The organism is Hymenobacter saemangeumensis, from assembly GCF_039541835.1.
In the GTDB taxonomy this organism is placed as follows: domain Bacteria; phylum Bacteroidota; class Bacteroidia; order Cytophagales; family Hymenobacteraceae; genus Hymenobacter; species Hymenobacter saemangeumensis.
Genome location: NZ_BAABGZ010000070.1, coordinates 52,367 through 72,569 on the forward strand (window position 1 = coordinate 52,367; position 20,203 = coordinate 72,569).

Below are 20,203 nucleotides of genomic sequence, written 5' to 3' on the forward strand. Positions count from 1 at the left end.
TTTTCTCTGCTGTATGTCTACGCCCCTGCCCGAATTACCCTCCCGCACCATTGGGGGAATATCCTCCCTCATCGCCGGTAATCGCCTCGAATGCCGGCCGCGCAGCGCCGAATTCAACCGCAGTCTTCGCGCCGAAGTCCGGGATGCTGCTTGGATGCTGGCCCGGCAGTGGCAGTTGAAAGAGTTTCGGGCCGAAGACCGCGGCCAGCCCGTGGTAGCGGAAGTAGAAATAGAACATTCGCGTCTGAACCAGTTCCGGCTGGGAGACCAAGGGATCGTAACATACGATGGGGAGTTGCTTCCTCGGCCGTTGGATGCGTTGGTGCAGGCCCAGCACCCCGAAATAGATGCGGGAATGCGCTTACAGATGGGGCATCATTGGGAGAAGCTCTTGCGTGCAACTTCCCTGGGGACAACGCTTGGGGCTTTTCGCGACGGTTACCCGCTGGGTGCCGCGGCTGCACCTAGCAGTGGGTACGACTTGGAATACGGTTTAGCCACTACCAGAGCAGAAACAACGGAATTGTTGCTGGCCCTAAGGGAGAAGGCAATTGACGGGTACGAGTTGTACCGTGACCTGTTCCGGGACGGCGGCCATGCTGCTGACACCGCTGGAGTTGCCCGCACAAGTCAGACGGGAGTCGCCTTGACTCAACAAGCCCAACGCTTCACGCAGTGGTTTTCCCGCTTGTATACACTTCCCGAAGCTGGGGGAAGCGCTGCTTGGTCGGTGCCCGACCTGGAATACCAGTTCGAAGCAGCGGCCCCTACCCTCTCGGGGGTGCCGGCCGCGCTGGAAGCACGCGAGCACACCGGCGGCCCGTTGGACTGGTATAGCGTGGATGAAAACGCAGCGGCGACCGGGTACGAGAATACGGCCGGCGTGGCTACTAGCGAAATACTCCGATTTGTGCCAACCGAGATTCAATTCGGCGGCTCGCCCAATGCCCGTTGGTGGGAGTTTGAAGACCGGAAAGTGGATTTTGGCAAGATAACGGCCGACTCGTCGGACTTTGGACGCATGCTGCTGCAGGAGTTCATGTTCTTATACCAAAACGATTGGTTTAGTTTGCCCTATACCGTTCCGGCCGGCAGTCTGTGTACGGTGCGCTCCGTCCACGTTACCGATGTCTTTGGGCAGCGGTACCGCATTCAGCCGGCCGGCTACAGTGAGTTGCGCGAACAGGACAAAGCCCAAACCCCTGTCGATTTGGATTGGGGCCGTTGGGGGGTATATGCCCTGAGTCAAAAAGGCAACCGCCGGCAGTCGGTGCCACGCCTGCTATTGCCGCCGACCGCAGTAGCCCCGCAGGTAGGCAAACCGGTGGAACAAGTACTGCTCCTGCGCGAGGAATCGACTAATCTGGTGTGGGGTGTCGAGCAAACCATTTCCGATGGCCAGGGCCGGGGCATGGACGGCGCCGGTGCGGCCGCTCGGCTTACCGAATATTTGCGATCCCAAGTACCTGCTACGCCCCGTCCTCCCGCGCTGGCTAAGTTAGAATATCAACTGGCCACGCCAGTAGCCGAGAATTGGATTCCCTTTGTGCCGCGGCCAGCGGCCGGGGATGCTTATGAGTTGCTGCAGGGAGAGATGGTGCGCCGGGTAGACGGGTTGGATGACTTTAATCCGGGGGATGATACCGTCAAGCCCCGTACCACGCTGCTCAATCTCGTCCCTGCCCCGCAAGAGTATGTCTTGCAGGAGCACTCTGTCCCACCGACGGGTATCCGCGTAGATAGCGCGTTTCGGCGGGCCCGGTGGTATAATGGCGAGACCGTGCTTTGGTTTGGCCGGAGTTTGGGACCGGGCCGCAGCGCGGGCAGCAGCGGGTTAGCGTACGACCAATTACTGCCACGAACCGTGCGCACCGAAGCGGCTGCGTTCGGGTTACACGCCGTTATCATGAAAGCGGGCACCTCCCCGGCGGAAGTGGACCGGGTACGGCTTCATCCACTGGACGAAGAGGGCGAAGTCATTGGGGGCATCGAAATCGAGAAAACCCGTGCCCAATTGCTTGGCATGTTGCGTAATCAGGATGCAGTACGGGTGATCTACCGCAACATGACTCCTACATGGAGCCAAGGCGTGGCATTAACGGTCGTGACGGTGGGGACTACAGATTACCTCAAACCAGTGGGCGGTCCGGCTACTCCTTCTGCCGGTGATGAGATAGGTCCTACTCCCCTGCCGGCCTTCTAGCGCAGTTTGTGATGAGTCACCAGCCAGCCTTTAAGGCCGTAGCAAGCGCATCGTTTCCAGCGCAGTTGTGCTGCCTACCTGCAGGATGTATAATCCCGGAGGAAGGTTGGCCAACTCCAGTGACAAAGCCTTGACACCAGCTGGCACGTCCCGGTGGAGGACGAGTTGCCCTACGCCGTTAACGACGCGCAGGTACGTCGGGTGAGCGGTTGGCTGCCACCGTACCTGGATCCGCCCGTCCGGTGCCGGGTTGGGGTGCACCGTCAATCCCAAAAAAGCGGTGGACGAACGGGAAGCGGTAATTATCTGGGCAGCCGATGGGGTGGAGCGACACCCTGCGGCATTGGTCACTACCACGGTGTATACAGCTTGCGAAGGCCCTGCGCTCACGGTGTAAGTGACGGCCGTCGCGCCGGGAATGGGGGCACCGTTCAGGTACCACTGGTTGCCCGTGAGGCTGCTGCTGGTCAGTGTAACCGTGGCACCGGAAGACTGCCGGCTGACGGTGGGTTGGGGTGGCCCAAGCACCACGGAAACTGCGTACGGGGCCGAGGTGGCCGGGCAGCCACCCGCATTCACCGTCAGCTGGTAGGTGCCGGCCGTTGGGTTGGGAATCCGCACCGTGGCCTGGCTTGAGGTAAACCCGTTGGGGCCACTCCATTGGTAAAGGGTCGGCGCAGCGGCTGTGGTGGCGGTCAACGTGAGCGTGTCGCCGGCGCACACACTCGCGGGCCCCGCAATAACCGGTGCTGTCGCGGGCGGGCAGGCTGCTCCTTCCCGGGCCAGAAACATGCGGTAGTAGGGGCCACCCGGTAACGTGTGGTTGTAGACGTAGAACGTGCCGCCCGTGCCCGCCCGGTACTGTCCCGTGTAGTGGGCGTTGCCGTAGCTGTCAACCGCTACGTGGGCGCCGTAATCCGCACCGGTGCCGCTGTAGCCAGCGCTCAAGGCCAAGCCCTGCCCGTCGCGGGTGCGGTAGCGGGCCAGGAAGGCGTCGGAGCTGCCGCTGTTGCTCAGAGCCAGGGGCGGGGCGCTCATGCCGTAGCGGAACGAGCCCACGGCGTAAAGGGTGCCGTTCGGGTGCACGGCCAGGTCACGGCAATCGGTGTACAGGGCCTGCGCGTCGGCTACGACCCATACGAAGTTGCCCTGCGCATCCATCCGAGCCACGTACATGTTCGGGTCAGGGTGGCTTAGGGTACCGAAAGAGGTCGGCCCGGTGCTGAAGCCGCCTACGTAGATATTGCCCGTTGCATCGGCGGCAACGGCCCGGCCCTCGGAGTTGCCGAACGTACGCGTTCCGCCCGCCTGCTGCACCCATTGCAGGGTGCCCTGGGCGTTAAATTTGGCTACGTACGCACTTTGGCTTGGGTTCACAGTGGTGACGGCGAGCGTTCCAAACGTTCCCGTGCCCCACAGGGTACCGGTAAGGAGCAAGTTCCCCATCCCGTCCAAGGCGGTATCGGTGGCATACAGGTTTTCGGTGCTGGTCAGGGAAGTAGCCCAGAGCACTGCCCCAGTAGAAGAGCATCCGGCTAGGAAGGTGTTCTCGGTGTTAGAGCGGCTGCCCCCATTGGTCAAGGGAAAGGGGCCCACGGTGGTCGTTTGCTGGTACGCGCCGACGATGCGCAACGCCCCGACCGCGTCGGCATGCACGGCCGAAATCCCCGCGATGCCGCTCCCGCTGCCAATGACCCGGGCCCATTGGGGTTGCCCCTGTGCGTTGAACTTGGCCAGGTAGCCAACCGTGCCCGGCGCGGACAGGGCCAGGGCCCCAAACGAGACGGCGGAGGTGAACTGGCCGCCGACAAACACGTTGCCGTCGGCGTCGGTAGCTACTGCCCCCACGTTCTGCTGCCCCGCCCCACCGACTTGGTACGCCCAGAGCACGTTGCCCTGGGCATCGTACTTGGCCAGAAACCCATCCGGGCCGTTCCCGGTGAAGGTGGTGGAGCCCAAGGAGAGCGTAGTGGTGAAGTTGCCCGCCACGTACACATTGCCCGCCGGATCCGTAGCCACGTGGTATCCGTCGACGTCGGCGCCCGTGGCGCTGATGTGCCGGGCCCAGGGGCTGGAGCCAGCTTGCGCTGCTGCTTCCCAGGGAATGAGAGCAGCTCCCAGCAACACCAACCACAGAGCAGTAAACAGGTAGAAACGAAGGCGAAATTTGTCGTTCATAAAACGTCAGGGTAGGGCCGGGAAGTGCGGAGTGGAAGAAAGCCTTATCAAATATACCTCGCCCACGCAACAATCCGGGGTTCAAACGTTTGAAAACAATGTTGCCTCCTTCTGAACAAGTAATCGGAGTATTTATAATGGTCCCTAACGTACCACGATACTTGCTCCGATTCATTACCGGGGCCTGGTTGTCATTCGTCGCAGTGCTTACACAGATCCATCCCCCATGCAAAGAACACAACCTTTACTGCCGGCGGATTATTACGCCGCTGCTGCATCTGCTCTGCAACAAGCCGAAGATGCGGTGGCCCGTCATGCCTCGGGGTGGCACATTAGCGATATTGTAGACCTGAAAGGTCACCAGTACGTTGACTTGGTGATGGAAGGTGGCGGGGTTCTGGGCATTGCCTTGGTTGGCTACGTCTATGTGCTAGAAGAGCTGGGCGTGCGCTTCCTGCAGCTGGGCGGTACCTCGGCTGGCTCTATCAACGCCATGCTAATGGCGGCGGCAGGTCCAGTGCCACAAAAGCGCTCGGAATGGCTGCTCACTCAGCTTTCCGCGCAGGACTTGTACACGTTTGTCGACGGCGACGGCGACGCCCGCGACTTTGTGGACACGGTGCTGGAGAATGGCCGGCTGCTCCAATACGTTTGGAAAGGCGCCCAGGTGGTGGACAATTTCACCAAGGATTTCGGGCTCAACCCGGGGCGTGTGTTTTACACGTGGATGCGTGGGCTGCTCGACGAGCGCGGCGTGAGCAGTGTGGCCGACCTGAACCGGATACGTACACTCACACGGGCCGACGGCTTGCGCTTGCGCGACGGGACGGCCTACGCGCCAGCACAGCCCGTGCGGGTAGCTGTGGTTGCGGCCGATGTGACCACGGAGTCCAAGGTGGTGTTTCCCGAGATGGCGCACTTGTACTATGCCCAGCCCGAGCAGGTGCACCCAGCCGATTTTGTGCGTGCTTCCATGTCCATTCCTTTCTTCTTCTGGCCCCACACGATAAGCCCTTTGCCCGGCGCGGGCGAGCCCGGTGGTGCACTGTGGCAAGATGCTACCGGGTACTGTGGCACGGTCCCAGAAACGGCGTATTTTCTTGATGGGGGCATCATGAGTAATTTTCCTATTGATCTGTTCCACCAACATTACAAAGTGCCTAACTGCCCAACGCTGGGTATTAAGCTGGGCTTGAGCCGGACCCGACCTAACCAACTCACCAAGTTCTCTAAGCTTATCGGGGCCATGTTCGATGCGGCCCGGCACGTGCACGACTACGACTTCATCAAGCGTAACCCGGACTTTCGGCTTCTGGTCAGCTACGCGGAAACCGACCAGTTCAACTGGCTGGATTTTGGCTTGTCTGACGCGACCAAACTGGAGCTGTTTGCCAAGGGAGCGGCCGCGGCGGCCAAATTTGTAGCCGATTTTGACTGGCCCGGATACCGAACTTTGCGCCAGGAAATGATCAAGACCTATCAAATGACAGATGCCATGCGTCCGGCCACGGGTTTGACGTAGCGGTTACCGGGTGCACACCCACCCGGGCCGCGCATTCTTGTTAACTTCCATGTGACTGAAAAGAAGTGTTTCCCACCCAAGCAATACTTTCCTGATAAGTTATGGCCGCTACTGTTTATGAAGTCTTGCCCTTAGAGGCCAATTTGCGGAGCCAGCCGCGGTTGGATCCCAAGAACATTTTGGCCCAGCTAAAACAGGGCCAGCACGTGGAGGTGCTCCCTGTGCTGGAAGATCAGCCCAAGGAATGGGTCCGGGTGCGCGCTGATTTGCAAGGCACTCCGGTGGAGGGATACGTCAAGGCTTACTTGCTTAAAGCAGCGGCGCAACAGCCGGTTCCGCCGCCCCCGCCGGTCTTGCCGTCCATTCCCGAAGCGCACCTGACGCCTTTGCATCCCGTGCGCATCGATAACCCCGACCTACGGGCCTTCCCCCTCAACGACCCCAAGCAGCCCGGCCGCGCCGGTGCCGCCCCCGAGGCCAAAGCGCAGGAACTCGGCGGCATTGTTGACTACCTGAAGGTTGAGCGGGCAAAGCGCTACCGACGGACGCAGTCGGCCACGTTCTGCAACATCTACGCCCACGACTACTGTCTTTTGGCCGGGGCTTACCTGCCCCGGGTCTGGTGGCGGGCCAAAGCGCTAACCCAATTGCTGCAGGGCCAGTTGGTGGCAGCGCGTTACGGCACCACGGTCGAGGAGTACAACGTCAACGCGCTGTTTAACTGGTTGGAGGAGTTCGGGCCGGACTTTGGGTGGCGGCGCACGGCAAACCTAACGGAGTTGCAGCAAGCCGCCAACCTGGGCCAGGTGTGTGTGATTGCGGGGCAACGCACTAACCTCAACGCCCCGGGCCACATCGTGGCGGTAGTGCCTGAAACGCCCTCCCACAAGGCCACGCGCAAGGGCGATGCGGTGTCGGTACCCCTGCAGAGCCAGGCCGGCGCAACGAATTTCCGCTATGGCGGGCGGGTGTGGTGGACCGGCACCCAGTTCCGGCGCTTTGGCTTTTGGATTCACGCCTAGCCAGAGCAACGGAAAGGCTGATTCCGCAACGCTTACAAGATCTTTTCATGGGGTTGGCCTGCCCGGACGCAGTACATGTGTGTATTCAGCTGGTTATGCTTCTCGCTTTAAGGAAGAATCATAAGTTTATTCCCGCCTAAACTCTGTAATATACAATGCTTAGTAAGGAAGATTTGCAGCGCAAAGTGTCATTTGTTGAAAAGCAAATGCTCCTGAAACTGGAGGAAATCAGAGCATCCTTTGAGCACAAGGGCATCAAAGGCACGGCTGTCGAAAACGAGTTGCGCGAGTTTCTACGGTCCTACTTGCCACGGCGCATGGCCATTGGAACGGGCGAGGTAATCGATCGGGAGTTCCGTACATCGAACCAGATGGATGTGGTAATTGCCTCGGAGGATCACCCGTTCACATTCAGGGAAAACGACCCCGGGTTGTTTTTTGTGGAAGGCGTGTGTGCCGTTGGCGAGGTCAAAGCCATTTTGAATACCGAGCAACTTTTGGACTCGCTAGCCAAGGGCAGCAACTACAAGCAACTCGTGTCCATCCCCCCTGCCAATGCCATGATGTCTGCCAACGAAAGCGACGGGAAGCGTTTTTATACCACTCCTCCCTTCTTTTTGTTTGCCTTTGAATCGCAAATCACGCTGGAGAAAATCGCCGAGGTAGTTCAGTCGTACAGACCAAGCGAGTACAAGCCTGGTTTTACCATTGATGGCATTTTCGTCTTGAGTCATGGCTACCTAATCGATTTGGGGGATGGACAGGGCGCTTTCAATATTCTAAACTCTGATCGTACCTGCTCAACAGGATGGCGGGGGCAACACAGCGATCTTGTGTTGTTTGACTTTTTGGGATGGTTGAGCACGGTGATGCCCCGCATGGTAGGAGGCAGTAATATTTTAACCCCTTACCTGCTCAAGCTGTTGCGATAGCAACGAGGGAGCATTCTAACTGACTAGGTGATGAAAATTGCTCTGCCGGGTTGCACAATTAGCCTAAGCAATCAGATGGAGTAGCATTTCTGAGTGCCTCCCAAAACTTCTCTCCCAGTGCAGGGCAGACCTATTGCGACTTGATAGGTGCGAAACGTGGTGTAGCAGGTGGGGCATGGTGGTCACCGACAAATACGGGCTCCTAAGTTAAGCTATAAGTGTCTGTTATATAGTGCATCACACTTGTTGATGCTCATCAACATCGCTTGGGAGGCGCTATTTGTCGACTGCTACTTGGGTTTGCCATTGCTGCTACCGTTCTTGCGCAGGGTGTACTCTTACGCTTACTGCAGCTTAAAATACCAGCTCATGGGTGGACGACGTACTTTCATCGGAACTACTTTTCAGGCCGAAGTCGGCGCTTATGTAGCCGGCCTGCTACTGACGGAGCGCCCCTTGTCGCGGCTAGGGGCCGGATTACCCGGTTACCCACAAAAAATTCAGTTCGAAACCCCTACCGCTGTCGATGACCTGCTCGTAGCTACGGAGGTCGGCGAGGTTTACGTGCAGGCGAAACGCACCATCAGCTTAGCGCCGAAGGCAGAGGATGCATTGGCCTCGGTGGCAGGACAGTTCGTGCGACAGTACCTGGACGGGGTGTGGGAGAATGGGGTGCGGCGCGACTTAATCCCTGCCCGCGACCGTCTCGTGCTCGCGGTGAGTACCTCAACCGCAGCTAGCGTGACCATGGACCTACGCGAGGCACTCGACCGCAACCGCACGAATGCCGCTACGGCGGTGCCGAAGCGGATGCAGGACGCGCTGAATGTGCTTGCGCGGCTGTTGGATGCCGCCTGGCTTGACGTGGCCGGCTCCGCCATCACACCCGCCAAGCGACAGGAGCTACTGGCACTATGCTCGGTGATAGTGGTAGGCGACAAGGACCGGCAGCTGGTAGAGGAGGCCCTGACGGACGTTGCGCCCGCCGGGGCGGAAACCGCGCTGGCCGACCTGCTGGAAGTGTGGGCTGCTAACGGCTGCGCGACGGGCGTGGGGGGGGATGCGGCGGCCATCCGGCTGGCCTTAAGCGATAAAATAAAGCTAAAGGAGCCGCCCAGCTTTCAGCAGGATGTGCGCCGGCTGTATGCCTACAGTGCCGCTACGCTTACCCAGCTTGCCCGCTTCACGACAATAGAGGTACCAGAAGGCACTATCAACGTGGCCAGGCCCGTTGCGGCCCGCGTGGTAGCGGCCGCCCAGCTAAGTGACTTAGCCATCACGGGCGAGCCAGGGGCGGGGAAGTCGGCCATCATGTACGCGGCGGCCCAGGCGCTTGGCCAGCAAAGTCCGGTTTTCTGCTTCACGGTGGAAGGCGGGGCTGGTACTCTGGCTGCCTTGCAGCAGGAAATCGGCCTGGAGCACCCGTTGCTCGACGTGCTGCGGCAGGTGCCCGGACCCCGCCCTGCATATCTGCTGCTCGATGCCCTGGATGCCTCGCGCGGCGGCGTAGCTGAGGGGACCTACAAGAAGCTACTTGACGCCGTGGCGGCTTGGCCCGATTGGCGCGTTGTTGCCTCGGTGCGCTCGTTCGACTTGCGCATGGGCCGCGACTGGCAGCGGGTGTTTCGTGGGCCGGCTCCTTTTCCCGAGCACACGGATGCCAGCTTTCCAGCTGTGCGGCATCTGCACCTGGGGCTGCTCGGCCCTGAGGAGCGCGCCGACTTGGCCCGACAATCGCCCACACTGGATGACGCCCTTACCGCCGGCGGATCAAAGCTGGAAGCACTGGCGCAAAATCCTTTCAACCTGGCGCTGCTGGCCGACCTGCTGACCGGCGGCACCGCGCCCACGGCGTTGGCCGGGGTGTCGACGCGCGGCCAGTTGCTGGCCCAGTACTGGCGCGAGCGCATTACCGGCCTGGGGCAGCCGGCCACCTCGGGCCTGGCCTACCTGGTTCGCCAGCTGCTGAAGGCGAAGGCCATCACCATCTCCCAGGCGCTGATTAAGCCCACCGTGGCCAAAGCCATCGACAACCTTGAACGGGTCGGGGTGCTGGCGCTGGAGCCCAGCCGCCAGGTGGTCGGGTTTCGCCACCACGTGCTGTTCGACTACGCGGTGGCCCGTCTGGCCCTGCTGCCCGAACCCGCCGCCGCCCGGGAGCAGCTGCGCAAGGAAAAAGCGGCGGGCCTGCTGCTTGCGCCTTCGCTGGGCTACTGGGTGGAGGGGCTTAAGGACCAGTTGTCGCCCAGCGAGTTCTGGCGCATCATCGCACCCCTTGTGGCCGATACCGCCATCGACCCCATTGTACGACTAGAAGTGGCTCGCCTTGTGGTCGACGCCGTGCGGCCCACCGACGATCTGACCGTACTGGGCAGCTTTTTCAGCGGCGGCGAGGCGCTGGCCACCCAGAGCTTCCGTCAGTTTGTCGGGGCCTTGCGCGATAAATCCCAGACCGGGGGGGCGGTTGAGGTCGGGCCATGGGCGCGCCTGCTGGCCGGAATGGCTGCGCCGGGGGCCGACCAGCTGGGCATCATGCAGGTGCTTATCGGGGAGCTGCTCGACAGCCGCCCCGATGCCGACGCGCTGGCCTGCCTAGGTGCTGCTGCCCGCCGCCTGTTGGCCAGTATAGCCGATGACGAGAGGCTAACTAACTGGCTTTCTAAGTTTGTCATTCCCTACGTAATCCGGACTTACGGCACCGACCCCGCGGCTTCCCGCGAGCAACTAGCCCGGATTTTTGAGCCGGCGCGGTTCGCGCAATTCGGGTATCTGGAGGTGCCCGTACTGGCGCAACACGTGCTGGCAATTGCCGCTCATGATGCGAACCTGGTTGTTGAGCTGCATTACCGCGCCTTCGGCCCCCACGACTTCCGCCACGACCAGGCCACTACCATGGTGCAGAGTACCATCCTGTCCATGAGTTCAAACGCTGGACAGGAGTTTGAAATGGCAGCTTACAATCTGGAGCAGGACTTTCCCGCTCTGCTGGCCTCCTTTCCACAAATTGGCATCCGGGCCCTGGCCGCCACGTTGCGCGGCGTGCGGGAGAAAAATGAGTCCTCGTTCGAGGCACTGCCTCTCTCTACCGTAGTGGTAGGCGGTGTGGCGTACCCCTTCGCCAATGATGACAGCGTAGCGTGGGCCAGCGCCTTGGACAGAAGCCAAAGCGCCAGCTACGCCAAGATTTACCAGGCTTTCTGCAGCTGGCTTCCTTCGGTGCAAGACCCTGCCCTACTGGCTGCGCTGCCAGGCTTGCTGCTGGCCGAAACCGGTACGGCGCTGGTGTGGCGCGTACTTTTCGAGGCCGGTGCCATGCACCCGGCGCACCTGGGGTCCGTGCTGACGCGCCCGGCCGCCAGTGCCCCGGTGCTGCAGTCGCACAGCACGCGCCAGAGTGCCATTGTGCTCCTGGCAATGGTGTATTCGCAGCTACCTGCTGCCGATCGGGAAGCACTGGAACAGGACTGGCTGGCGCTGGAATTTGCCGCTTACCCGAATCCGCCGGCGGCGCGGCTGTTCGCGCTCGGCAAGCTATTTACCGCGCTCGGCGAAGCCCAGCTGGCCACACCTGCCGCGCGCGACTTCCTGAAAGCTGCCCAGGCGACCGGCCATGCTCTGGAAAACAAGCCACTATTTACCAGCAGACCAGTTGAAATCCACCGCGTCCGGGAAGGCGATACGGAATGGCCCTGGGCAGAAAAAGGCCCGCTGCCGGGTAGCGAGCCGGACCCCATCCCCGCATTGGTTCGTGCTGTTACCGATGCTCAGGCCGCCGTGCAGGCTCAGGTTATCGGTGCAGCGCCTCACTTGCAGGAGGCCCTGCTCGCTCTCGACGATGCCTGCCGTGAGGACGACGGGCCGCTGGACGACGGCATTGTCCATACGCTGGTCTGGGGACTGAGCAGCCTGCTCGCCCACACACCGGCGGCTGCCGCTACCTATCCGGCCGCCGTTGCCCGGCTGTTGGCCCTCACGCACCATCCTTCGCCGGCCGCAGAAGCCACTGCCGAAGCCAATTTTGCCCGGTTCGCGATAACAGGCTTTCCGCTGGCCCGCGTAGAGGCCGCCAGAGCCTTGGCCTCGCTGGTGGCGTTGCCGGAGCTTTGGCCCCTGCTTGAAGAGCGGTTTGAGGCCCTGCTGCTGCACGATCCTTACCCAGCCGTGCGGGCGCAGCTGGCCGGTGCCCTGCGCTCCCTGAGCCACGTAGCGGAGGAAACGGCCTGGCAGCTGACCGAAAAATTTGCTGCCCGCGAAAACAACCCTACCGTTATCAGCGAAGGAGTACGGGCGCTGGAGCGACTACTCAATCACGATGCCGTTCGTATCGAGCCGTTCTTTCTTGAGCTTGCCACTAGAACGGCCGCGGCGGGCCATATACCAAGCGTTCTGACGAAGTCAATTGTGTTTATGGCCCTTAAACGGGAGCTGGCGGCCTCGCAGACCTTGCTGCAGAGTTGGGTAGCCGGCTACGCCACCGAAGAAAAACAGCTGATGGCTGTTTTGTCTGAGCTACGGGGCTATTTCGTTCTGGGCTACGGGACAGCTACCCCCGCACAGGTTGCCAGCGGCACACGAGCCAGAGCCCTCGTCTGGTCGCTAATAGAAGCGATAGAGCCCGCTGTTAGGGCCTGGCCCACGGATGGCCAGGAGCCAACTGACGAGCAGATAATTGCCCTGAAGCTGTTCAGCGAAATCGCGGGACAGTTTACCTTCGCAGTGGGCCGCCACGAGCTGCCAGCCAGCTTAGTAACGTCCGAGGCGCAGCGCCGGTTTTTGATCGACTACGCGCCGCTCATCTCACGCCTAACCATGCTTGGCCCGCCAGGCTCCATCCATTATCTGCTGGACGTGCTAGGCCAGTTAGTAGCAGCCAATCCCCCGCTCTGCTTCGATTTGTTCAGCGAAGCCATTCTGCGCACGACGGGCGTGGCCAGGTACGAGCACGAGTCGCTGGGGGCTTCCCGGTTTGTGGAGCTGGTCACCCAGTACCTGGCCGACTACCGTTTCATCTTCGCCGATGAAGTCCGGCGGACCAAGCTCATTGAGTGCCTGGCCGTCTTCGTTGATGCGGGCTGGCCCGAGGCCCGGCGCTTGTTTCAACAACTGCCCGAACTGCTGCAATAACGGGTGCTTACCAACACCTGCTTTCCTCCATCCTGTAGAATGTGCATAAAATCTGCGCTCCCCATACTCTTCGCCCGCCGCTATCGTCCTGGCCTCCGTGAAGCTTAGGCTTGGTTAAGAAGTTAGTGCAAAAGTTAAACGGTCGAGCTTTTATGTGTTTCTATTGGGTCGGCCGTGGGGACATGACAGGAGCGCCTTATTTAACACGACCTGCGACCTTCCGCGTGCAGTCGCTTATACTAGCTTGCCTGAGAACAGAATGGCTAACCCTGAGCTGCCAGGCCAGCGGTCGGCACGAAGATATGGGGGCTGCCACGGCAACAGATGCTATGACCACGGGCTGAGCGTTGCGGGCATCATCCCCGAGGTGAAGAGCAGCGAGAGCAAGGGGCGCGTCCTGAAGCGTAAGCGGAAAAAGACGGGCCAGTTCTAGAAAAACGCCCAGGTAAAGAAAGAAGAAAGGATAGGTCAATCTCTTGCTTTCCCGACCGTTCTACAACTGTCTCAACGCACCGGAAGGTATTCCTTTGGCGCGAATGGAGGGGCAAGCTGTCTCTGAGGTGAAGGAGGGGCTGGTGGGTGAGTAACAAAAAGCGCCCGGCGTGGGGCCGGGCGCTTTTTGTTACTTTTTCTTGTTGTAGCGTTTCAGCAGCCAATCGGTAATATCGGCCCGCATCACTGGTACAGGCCCGTCGTAGCGGTCAATATCAACTGCGATCAAATGACGGTTAGCGCTGGTTTTAGAGTAGCCATAGGTTTCGATAAAGTCTTTGATGAAGTAGTCAACTTCCCAGTCTTCCGTCCGAGAAACGCAAATGCGGTCGAGCTTGCCGCGGTAACGCTTGTTATCGTCATCTGCCCAACCTTCGTTCAGGAAGTCTATGTTTGCCATGTTTTAGCCGGATTTGGTTTGAAAATGTGGGTACTGGTTTTCAACAACGATCCCACAGGCTTTAGAGTTCAAGCGCAACAGTAGGCTTTGTCAACGGGCCCCTGAAGGTTGTCATTTGACTATGACCTGCTCCTTTGCCTTTTGGAAGCGGTGCATTGATGACGGGTCATCAGTAGTTACCATCACCAATTCCATGGGTGCCAGCTTTTCAGCTGGCACTATGCACTTGCGTACGTTATCCAATGAGACTAAAAAATAATTTTCTCCAGCCTTGCCTAAATACTTATAAATCTCTTTGTGGCCTAAAATACTGTCTGACAGCACATAATTAAATTTAAGATTGCGTTCAATAGCCCAAGCGTTCTGCTTGCCGCTCATGTAAGCGTAAAATGGGAATAACCATAAAAAATAGATAGCACAGAAGTAAGCTTCATTTACTGTTCGACTCTTTAGGTCTTTTACAACGATTGCCTGGGTTGTCAATGCCAAAATGACGCAAATAGTAAGAAATAGGTAACGCATACCTTCAAACGCTGTTTGCTGCATTGAGTAAACCGAAGGCTTCGTTTGTGTGATGACGACTATTCCAGATTTTACAACCCCAAGCCAGCCGCCGGATATTAAGACTGCTGCTCCCAACAAGTAGTACCACTTTAAATTACGTATCCACTTAACTAAAGCGGTGCCGGATAGCATTTGTAATATAAAATGCCCTATTGTTATCAGTATTGCTCCTATAAAGGTGTCCCAAAGCGGGCTTGTTACACCCTGAATGAGACTTTGGCTATCATAGTAGTTGAAAACATCTATGTCAAATGCTCCCCAGTATGCTATGTTGTAGCAAATTGAAATCAGGTAGATATATACAATAAATACAAACGCTTTGTCGAGTTCAATTTTCATATTGGAGAGACATTTAGGAGTTGCTAAAAATAAAGCTTTTACCTGTACCCGCCCATAGATGCCTGCTTTGTGGCATGAGTATGAGGAACCACGAAGGTTAGGACATCGCCGACGGATATCAAGGCCTTAACGAGTCTGGCCAGATTGAAATGCGGGTTACCAGTCTACGCATGCAGATGAAGGCGCTGAAGAAATATTCAGCCGAATATGCGGTAGGGTTCTACTCTGGTGCGACTAGTGGAGAGCCTGATGCACGAGCACATGATGGCTTCACCTTGCTCAAGCGGCTCAACTCTTCCTTCCAGCACCACCCGTGTGCCTGACCCCGCGCGAGTTGGGATGGGCAGTATATCAACCTGCACAGCAAATTAATTTTTCCGACGAGGCGCTGAAAGATTCCCTCCGCTTTGACCTGACGCGCTCTGTGTCTTCCTGTTGGAGGAACAGCCAGCCCCGTCCACTTAACTTCTGTACTAAACTATTAATCAAGCCCAACGATGGCAGCGAATCTTAAACTTACCTATGGCTTACGCGAAGGGCAATTGCGGCACATCAGCCAAGCAGAAAACGGCCAGGCTTGCAGCTGCAACTGCCCGGGCTGTTGCGCCACGCTGGTGGCACAGGATGCTTTTAGTCAGTAAGGTCAAATGGGCTGAGCTAGAATCTGCTGGATCTGCTAATGCTCCTCAGAAGCTGGCTCTGCAAGAGCTGGTCGCGGTAGGCACTCTCCACTGCCTGACGCGCAGGGCCAGGTTTGCCCGCCTCCTGTATGAGTCGGTCAGCTTCCTGCCGTAGCTGCAGGGCTTTGACCATGTTGTCGTTGGCCTGCCCCATGGCTCTTAGCCGTTCGGCTTCGGTCATGGAATACCGGCCAGGGTTCTTGAGCGTGGCCATGAGCTCAACGCTTTGGGCCGTCATCTCATCGGCAATCTTCTGGTAGTTAAAAGCCGTTTCAACGTTCTTTTTCTTGAGCACTTCCTCGTAAGCATACGCCGATGCGAAGGCTTCCTGCCGCATGTTTTTATATTCGCGGTAAGTGAATGACTGGGCACCATTACGGCCAATATCGAGCCCTGAGAAAGCCTGGTACACCGTTTCCACATCCTGCTCCGTGCGGCCCTGCAGCGCCTGGCGCAGGCGGCGGGCCTTGTTTACCGGCGGCATGTAATCGGCCTGGGAGCTGGTGTTCATGGCCATGGCTCGGCCGAACAGTTCCAGTGGGTTGGCATAGCGCAAATCCTTCACTGATTCCACTTTGCGCAAGTCGGCCTGAATCTGCCGCTGCAGTTCCAGCCCTTCGGAAGTCAACTGCTTTACCTGACCGGTGATGTCGCGGGTGACACCGGCAATCTGCCGGGCGTCCTTGATGACCTGGTAGTTCTTGACCGTCTCGCCCCATTGCTTAAGCTGCTTGGCAAACTGGCCGATGTGAATGCCCATGTGGGGAGGGTCGTTAACGACCATCTGTGCCTGAACTGCATTTACCAGCACCAAGGCGCTCAATCCCAGGATAACTAATGCTATTCGCGGTTTCATAAACAAGAAATTAGGAAAGCAGAAAATTTATTTATCAGGAAATAAATTATTGCGCTGGCGCGCTCGCATCCGTCGCCCCCGTGGTGATGAGCACGGGGTAGCCATCGGGCAGACGCACGTCGCGCAGCTTCTGACGGGGTGTCGACGACCGGCCCACCATTGCGGCCGCCACCCGGCCCCCAACGCCCACTACCGAGTTAGCAGCCGAGGCCGAACGGTCAATGGCCTGGCCCACTTCCTGGGCACCAATGGAGCGGGCATCGTTAAGGGGATTGTCAGCCGCGGGCAGGGGCTGGCGCTTCTGCGGGTCAATCATGAGCCCGGGCAGGTAGTGGTAGTCGTAGATGTCGGCGGCTACCCGGGTGGGGCCCAGCCGGGAGATGCGGATGGCCACGTGGTTGGTCTCGACGCTGGCCACGCCGGCAAACACCAGATTTTTAGGAAAGGTCTGCCCGCTGATAACGGCATCCTCGACCAGGCGTAACAGCACCACCGAGCCCGTCCGAATCTTCTGCTCCCCGTTTATTACGGCCTTGTAGAAAATGTCCGGCAGCAGCTGCGCCTGGTTTTCGGGCGCATACCGGAAGTTGCCGGCTTTAATGGTGCCGAAGGCATCGTATCCCGAAGCATTGCTTGCCGCAACACTAGCCGCCCCGCCGGCCCGTAGGGCAGCACCCCGGTCGAAGTAGCGTCGCCCGGTCATCTGCTCGTAGGAGGCGCGGGAAGCGGCAGGGGCCGCGTCGAGCATGTCCAGCACGTCATCGTTTTGCTCGTAGGGCACGCCGTCGGGGGCCGTGCGGGGTCGGGCTCCGGCCCGCAAACGCCGCCGCGGGTCTGCACTGGCACCGCTACCCCGGTAACTGGCTTGCACCACGGGTATACGTACGGCCCGGTAGGCGCCGGTCTGCGCATCCACCGCCGTTACTTCCGTGGAATCAGGGGGCGGTAACGCTGCACGGTTGGCCGCGGCCCGGGCCTGCCGCTCAGCGGCGGCCAAGGCCGTGCGGCGGCGCAGGGCGGCTTGGCCCACCGTATCAACAGCCATGCCGCCAGCCAGCTGGTCGGGGGAGGGAACGGTGCCCAAGGTCTGCACGCCGGCCTGCCGGGCGGCCGCCTGCTTTTGCTCCAGCACGTCCGTAGGCGCCGGGGCCGCTTCGGGCGTGGCCGGCGCAATCGTGGGCTCCAGATTTTGAGAGGTAGCTGCCACGGGGCTGGCCTGCTGGGCTACTTCCTGGGAAAGGGAGCGGGCGTAGAAAAACAGCGTCACCGCCGTCAGCAGGCCGATGCCGACCAGCAGGGGCAACCAGTGCCGACGGGCCAGCTCCCCTACCGAGGGGCGAGGCGTAGCGGGACTACTAGGTGCAGTAGCAGTGCCGTAAGCCGGCTGCGATTCAGTAGTGGAGTTGTCGCCGGCAGGATACACCGGCTGCATGTTGTGCTCGGACATGATGAATGTATTAAATGGCAGCAGCCGTGTTGATGACTTTGCTCGGTACTTTCAGCACCAGCACCCGGGCCCCGAACTTCTCGCGCAGGGTGATTTCGAGGTGGCCCCGGTCGGTGGCCGCGTACAGCGGCACGGCATAGAGCAGGTAGCCCGTGGCCCGGGCCGGAATGGTCTGGCTTTCGGCCCCGCCGGCGGGTGCCAGGGGCCGCCGGGCCTCGTTCTTCTTCTTGCCCAGAAACTTCTTGCGCGAGTTTTCCACCAGCTCGAAGTCGGTGAAGTCCACGGCGTAGTCGATGGTGGTCGTATTGCGCAGCTTCAGGCGCAGGTAGGTAAAGTCTTTGTCGTTGCGCACGTTGGCCAGTGAGAGTACCAGGTTGTTGTCGGCCGTGCGCAGCCCGCTGGTATCGGCGTGCTTGGCGGTGGCCAGCTTGGCCAGGCGTGCCTCGGCCAGCTTCCGCTTTTCATGGCCTTGGTCCAGGGCCAGCGCGTCATCGACGCCGGCGCCGTTGCGGGCCTTGCCGCCGGCGCTGACGCCCAGGGCGCCGCCGTCCTGAAAGTCGTAGAGCTGCAGCACCGGCCGGTGGGTGTACACCAGGTGCCCCATCCAGTAGCGCGAGCCGTAGCGCACCAGGATGGGCGTGGGCGGCGGGTTGCGGCGCTTGGCCCGCACGAACACGGCGTTGCTTTCAATCTTGACCAGGTAGTGCGGAGCCTGGCCCACGTCGACCAGGGACACCGGCCCCGGAAAGACCAAATACGTCGTGGAGGAGTCGGAAACGGCTATTTCCAGCTGCATTTTCGGCGCTACGTTAGCCGGATGCGGGGCCTGCACGCCGGCAGAACGGGTAGCAGTCGAAGCAAGGGTCTGCGCTTGCGACAGGCCGGGTAAAAGCGCCAGCAGCGCGCAGGAAACGATGGAGAAGGAGAAACGCATAAGAAGTGGATAGAGGTAGCTTACTGAGCAGGTTGAGCCGTGGGGGCAGGCGTCGTCGGGGCCGGCTGCGTGAGGGGCACGCCGGCGGCTTCGGCTTCTTCGCGCAGCTTGCGCTGCCGGGCCTGCTCCTGGTCACGCAGCTGGTCCTTCTCTTCCTGCGAAACGGGCGGGTTATAGGCGATAAAGTCGAAGTCGGTGATGAGTAGCCCGAAGGGGTTGGCATCCGAGCGGTCGGTTTCGACGAGGGCGAACTTGGCCCCCAGGGGCTTGCTCTGGCTTTGCTGGTCGCCGATGAACACGGTCTGCTTGATGTAGGCGCGGCCGGTGATGGGCCGGTGGTTTATGTCCAGGTGGATGCTGTCCACGGTCACGGCCTGGCGGGCGCCATAGCGGATGTAGTTCTGCAACACCTGCCCGCGCTGGAAGCTTTCGAACAGGAAGCGCCCGCCACGCTCTTCAATCAGCGGCAGGCCCGCGTCGAGATTGTGCTTGAAAGAGTACTGGTCGTGGCCGAACATGGTCAGCAGAAAGGTCTTGACTAGGTTGCGGGCCTCGAAGGGCGTGTGGCCCGCGCCGCGGCCTATCTGGGCCGAGAAGGAGCCGGTATCACTGACCACGTACACGCGCTGACCGGTGGACTCGTAGGCGCGGTAGAGCAGCGCCCCGGAGGCTACTGTCACCACCCCTAGCAGGGCCAGGGCGGACAGGGCCATCGTGCGCATGGTGATAAACGTCTTGTTCAGGTCTTGGACTGAGTTCATGGGTAAGTCGAAGAAGTTGGAAGATGAAAGGGGCTGAGTCATCCGGGACTTTTTGCCCCACTGCCCTCGCTTAGAGGGGCAGGTAGACCATTTTGCGCGGGTCGGGCAGCCCTAGCGGGTTTTGGTAGGGATAGAGAATTAGACTTGGCTGCTGGCCAGCGTTTGGGGTCGTCGCATAGGCATACAGGACTCCCTGAACAGTCACTCCCTGGCCGGGCTTTACAAGTGTTGGAGTCTGCTCTGATTGCCCGGGAATCGTGGCTCCAGGTTCCAGGAGGGCGAAGGTGCCCAGCGTATCAGGGGCTACAGGCGTGCGCAAGGCAAGGGCGGCGGGGACCTTTTCTCCCTTGGCATAGCCCGTTGGTCGCCATTCCAACACTGCCTCGAAAGGCAGGCGGTAGCCAGGGGCCACGGTCGGGTAATCAGCTTTTACATGCCGCCACAGGACCGGCAGCGCCATAATCCCAGGTTGTGCGGCTCCGGTTTGCTTGACTGATATCAGCTTCAGGTAGCCCTCTTTAGGTAGTAGCTGCTCGACTGCTGGACGAAGATTAGCGGGTGAGCCAACAGGTAGTGCTATTGGGCGCGTTGTGGCAAGCTTCCAGGCTGCCTGCCGCGCTTTCGCTTCCGGGGAATTAGCCGCTGCTTGGGCTACTTGCTGTAGAGTGTCGGCTGCGGCTTCATTGTCGTTTTTGCAAGCTGTAAGAAACGCCGAGGCGCTCAGTATGCTGATGAGAAGGTATTTCATT

Annotated in this window: 13 protein-coding genes; 5 read left to right on the forward strand and 8 right to left on the reverse strand. The window is 59.8% G+C overall.

Features of this window, described 5'->3' with window-relative positions:
• Positions 1 to 13 precede the first annotated feature (13 nt).
• Positions 14 to 2,203: a hypothetical protein gene (locus ABD919_RS16975; RefSeq protein WP_345237236.1), complete on the forward strand. Its 2,190-nt coding sequence runs from the start codon at positions 14 to 16 to the stop codon at positions 2,201 to 2,203.
• Between the two features lie 30 nt (positions 2,204 to 2,233).
• Here ABD919_RS16975 and ABD919_RS16980 read toward each other — a convergent pair whose 3' ends face one another.
• Positions 2,234 to 4,381, reverse strand: coding sequence for an SBBP repeat-containing protein (locus tag ABD919_RS16980; protein WP_345237237.1), 2,148 nt, complete (start codon positions 4,379 to 4,381; stop codon positions 2,234 to 2,236).
• Positions 4,382 to 4,607: 226 nt separating this feature from the next.
• Between ABD919_RS16980 and ABD919_RS16985 the strand changes: the two genes are divergently transcribed.
• The 4 genes from ABD919_RS16985 to ABD919_RS17000 all read left to right on the forward strand — a co-directional run bounded on the left by ABD919_RS16985 (position 4,608) and on the right by ABD919_RS17000 (position 12,981).
• Positions 4,608 to 5,903 (forward strand): patatin-like phospholipase family protein, encoded by a 1,296-nt coding sequence (locus ABD919_RS16985; RefSeq protein ID WP_345237238.1) that lies wholly within the window; start codon positions 4,608 to 4,610, stop codon positions 5,901 to 5,903.
• Positions 5,904 to 6,082: 179 nt separating this feature from the next.
• Positions 6,083 to 6,925, forward strand: a complete 843-nt coding sequence (locus ABD919_RS16990; protein WP_345237239.1) for a hypothetical protein — start codon at positions 6,083 to 6,085, stop codon at positions 6,923 to 6,925.
• Positions 6,926 to 7,080: 155 nt separating this feature from the next.
• Positions 7,081 to 7,857: a DUF6602 domain-containing protein gene (locus ABD919_RS16995; protein WP_345237240.1), complete on the forward strand. Its 777-nt coding sequence runs from the start codon at positions 7,081 to 7,083 to the stop codon at positions 7,855 to 7,857.
• A 369-nt stretch (positions 7,858 to 8,226) separates the two neighbouring features.
• Positions 8,227 to 12,981: a hypothetical protein gene (locus ABD919_RS17000; protein WP_345237241.1), complete on the forward strand. Its 4,755-nt coding sequence runs from the start codon at positions 8,227 to 8,229 to the stop codon at positions 12,979 to 12,981.
• Positions 12,982 to 13,603: 622 nt separating this feature from the next.
• On the opposite strand, the gene ABD919_RS17005 is transcribed toward ABD919_RS17000, so the two are convergent.
• The 7 genes from ABD919_RS17005 to ABD919_RS17035 all read right to left on the reverse strand — a co-directional run bounded on the left by ABD919_RS17005 (position 13,604) and on the right by ABD919_RS17035 (position 20,202).
• Positions 13,604 to 13,873, reverse strand: coding sequence for a hypothetical protein (locus ABD919_RS17005; RefSeq protein ID WP_345237242.1), 270 nt, complete (start codon positions 13,871 to 13,873; stop codon positions 13,604 to 13,606).
• 111 nt (positions 13,874 to 13,984) lie between these two features.
• Positions 13,985 to 14,776 (reverse strand): hypothetical protein, encoded by a 792-nt coding sequence (locus ABD919_RS17010; protein ID WP_345237243.1) that lies wholly within the window; start codon positions 14,774 to 14,776, stop codon positions 13,985 to 13,987.
• A 657-nt stretch (positions 14,777 to 15,433) separates the two neighbouring features.
• On the reverse strand, positions 15,434 to 16,270 hold the full coding sequence (locus tag ABD919_RS17015; RefSeq protein ID WP_345237244.1) for a hypothetical protein: 837 nt from the start codon (positions 16,268 to 16,270) through the stop codon (positions 15,434 to 15,436).
• An 88-nt stretch (positions 16,271 to 16,358) separates the two neighbouring features.
• Positions 16,359 to 17,759: a conjugative transposon protein TraM gene (gene traM / locus ABD919_RS17020; RefSeq protein ID WP_345237245.1), complete on the reverse strand. Its 1,401-nt coding sequence runs from the start codon at positions 17,757 to 17,759 to the stop codon at positions 16,359 to 16,361.
• A 10-nt stretch (positions 17,760 to 17,769) separates the two neighbouring features.
• Entirely contained in the window at positions 17,770 to 18,693 is a 924-nt protein-coding gene (locus ABD919_RS17025) for a DUF4138 domain-containing protein (protein ID WP_345237246.1), read from the reverse strand.
• Between the two features lie 20 nt (positions 18,694 to 18,713).
• Positions 18,714 to 19,454, reverse strand: coding sequence for a hypothetical protein (locus tag ABD919_RS17030; RefSeq protein ID WP_345237247.1), 741 nt, complete (start codon positions 19,452 to 19,454; stop codon positions 18,714 to 18,716).
• 70 nt (positions 19,455 to 19,524) lie between these two features.
• A complete protein-coding gene (locus tag ABD919_RS17035; protein WP_345237248.1) occupies positions 19,525 to 20,202 on the reverse strand; it encodes a hypothetical protein in 678 nt (225 codons plus the stop codon).
• Between the last annotated feature and the right edge of the window lies 1 nt (position 20,203).

Bases quoted from the DNA above. Each gene is read 5' to 3' on its own strand.
- ABD919_RS16985 (WP_345237238.1), top strand. From the start codon at position 4,608: ATGCAAAGAACACAACCTTTACTGCCGGCGGATTATTACGCCGCTGCT.
- ABD919_RS17035 (WP_345237248.1), bottom strand. From the start codon at position 20,202: ATGAAATACCTTCTCATCAGCATACTGAGCGCCTCGGCGTTTCTTACA.
- ABD919_RS17000 (WP_345237241.1), top strand. From the start codon at position 8,227: ATGGGTGGACGACGTACTTTCATCGGAACTACTTTTCAGGCCGAAGTC.
- ABD919_RS16980 (WP_345237237.1), bottom strand. From the start codon at position 4,381: ATGAACGACAAATTTCGCCTTCGTTTCTACCTGTTTACTGCTCTGTGG.
- traM (WP_345237245.1), bottom strand. From the start codon at position 17,759: ATGTCCGAGCACAACATGCAGCCGGTGTATCCTGCCGGCGACAACTCC.
- ABD919_RS17025 (WP_345237246.1), bottom strand. From the start codon at position 18,693: ATGCGTTTCTCCTTCTCCATCGTTTCCTGCGCGCTGCTGGCGCTTTTA.
- ABD919_RS16995 (WP_345237240.1), top strand. From the start codon at position 7,081: ATGCTTAGTAAGGAAGATTTGCAGCGCAAAGTGTCATTTGTTGAAAAG.
- ABD919_RS17030 (WP_345237247.1), bottom strand. From the start codon at position 19,454: ATGAACTCAGTCCAAGACCTGAACAAGACGTTTATCACCATGCGCACG.
- ABD919_RS16975 (WP_345237236.1), top strand. From the start codon at position 14: ATGTCTACGCCCCTGCCCGAATTACCCTCCCGCACCATTGGGGGAATA.
- ABD919_RS17010 (WP_345237243.1), bottom strand. From the start codon at position 14,776: ATGAAAATTGAACTCGACAAAGCGTTTGTATTTATTGTATATATCTAC.
- ABD919_RS17005 (WP_345237242.1), bottom strand. From the start codon at position 13,873: ATGGCAAACATAGACTTCCTGAACGAAGGTTGGGCAGATGACGATAAC.